The sequence below is a fragment of the Helicobacter sp. MIT 11-5569 genome (genome assembly GCF_000765695.2).
Classification (GTDB): Bacteria; Campylobacterota; Campylobacteria; order Campylobacterales; family Helicobacteraceae; genus Helicobacter_D.
In genome coordinates this window covers 1-2,070 of record NZ_JRPB02000032.1, presented here as the reverse complement: position 1 = coordinate 2,070, position 2,070 = coordinate 1, and the positions used below count along the sequence as shown (strand labels likewise).

Annotated in this window: 2 protein-coding genes; both read right to left on the bottom strand. The window is 31.6% G+C overall.

The window, feature by feature from the left end:
* Positions 1-54: 54 nt before the first annotated feature.
* Positions 55-996 (bottom strand): hypothetical protein, encoded by a 942-nt coding sequence (locus LS70_RS09780; protein WP_138109446.1) that lies wholly within the window; start codon positions 994-996, stop codon positions 55-57.
* 40 nt (positions 997-1,036) lie between these two features.
* Positions 1,037-2,070, bottom strand: a 1,034-nt coding sequence (locus tag LS70_RS10015) for a hypothetical protein (protein WP_161594717.1), incomplete at its 5' end; no start/stop codon positions are given.

Genomic DNA, 2,070 nt, shown 5'->3' with positions numbered 1-2,070 from the left:
ACATAGGAATCCTTATTTGCAATTCTTTAAGTCTTCCTATGGATTATATCTTTATTATTCTTGAAGATTCTTATTATTCTCTTTGGAATCTTTTAGTAAGGCTTGCATTATGGAATCTGTTGTTATATTTTGTGTTTCTTGTTTGTCTTTGCGCTCTATCATTTCAAACAAGGATTGGGAAGTAAGATTAGAATATTGCATTATTAGGGATTCTGCTTGTGGTTCAGATTGGGATTTTATAAGAGAAAATTCCACTTCTCCTGTTGTTGTATTACGCTTAAAAAACACATTAGCGTATAGGAATCCATTTTCTTCTTCATACACTCTAACCTTTGTCATTGCTTCTATGATTTCTTCTCTTTGTGTTGGAGAAAGCCGATTGGCAACTAATCCAAAGAATACAGCCCCATCTTTGTCTTCTTTGAGAGAATCATAATTCACTGCCATTAATTGTGCATTTTCGTGAGTGAAGCCACCTTCTTCTCCACTTAGTTTCCTTAATCCTCTCACGCTATCTTGCATAGAATAAGCATTCATAAGATTTGCAAATGCCAATAAATTCCTATCACCTACTAAATCCCATTCTTCTTGTGTTAGCTCTTCTCCAGTTTTGCAAAATTTTGTTGCTAATGGCAATAAATCGTGATTTTCCTTAGCAATTTCTATCATTATCTTATCGATTTGTTCTTCCAAAAATTTCTGCGCTTTTTCATATTCTGCTTCTGTTGGCATTAGGGTTGCTTGCTCTTTTGCTTCTGCTTCTAGCTTGAAATCTCTAACAGATGATTCAGATTGGTCAATCATAATTACCATTTTTCCAAATGGGCTATAATCCATATCTTTAACAGGAGTGCGATAAAAATCTCTCACTTCTTGTAAGATATTCTCATCACTAGGAATCTCAAAGTTCTTTTGCTCTGATGAATCCAATTTTGAAGCTCTATTGATAAAGAGATTATTGTTAAGAGTGAGAGAATTTTTTATACTAGAATCCATTGTTTATCCTTGTGTTACTTTTTATTTCCATTAACTTTACCTAAGATTTTTTGGATTCTTTAGATTCCTTTAACAATGCTTGCATTAAAGAATCACTTGTGGAATTTGTTTGAATAGAGTTTGTGGCATTTGTGATTCCATAAGCACTATAAGCTTGTTTTGTTTTTAGTTCTTGATTTTCTTTTTCTAGTTTGTCTCTTTTTTCTAAAATGTCAAAGAGGGATTGGGTGGAATCGAAGTTAGAGAGATGAGATAAAAAGGAATTATTTTGCATAAAAGCAATTTTAACTTCCCCAGTATAATAATCTTTGAAAGGTAAGTCATCTCCACTCCAAGAAATAACCGCGTCTCCTAATTTAAAAGATTTATTGTCTAATGCTCCAGCTTGATTGAGTAAATAAGTTTGAACTTTTTCTAAAGCATTTTGGATAGTATTTTTTTGATTCTGTGGAATCTGGTTAAAATATTCTGCTCTATGAAAAAAGTCTGCAATAGAGGTCGCAAAACCATTAGAATTTGTCATATAGTCTGATAATTTTTGTTTAAAATCATTAGATTTATTTCCATTTTTGAGTTGCCATAAAGCTTGTAGTGCATCTTGCGTGGAATCTTCATAGGATTGTTTAGAGAATGCTCTATTGCTCATCATAAAGCCTGCTAAAAGACTTTGAAACTCTTTGCTATCCTTATTTTCATTAAAGCCTTGTATTAAAATATCTTCAATTTGACCAAATAAAAATTCTAAGTTTGTTTGGAATTCTTCTTGGCTTGGAATGGGGCTATTTTTTGCTTGATTTTTTATATTTTCGCGATAGTCTATTGTTGCGCTTGTTAATGCATCGTTATTGATAATTAGGCTTAAGTCAAGTTTGTCAATATTAGAATACTCACTAATAAAAGCATATAATTTTTCTTTTGTGTTTTGATTATCTTTTATGGATTCTTGCTTGCTTTCTTGTGTAGTTGTAGTGGTGGTAGTGCTATCAAGTTCAGTTTTATCATTTGTGCGAGAGTTGTTATATAAGCTTAGATAAGAGTTTGAATAATTTGCATAAAGATTAGAATTAGAAATAT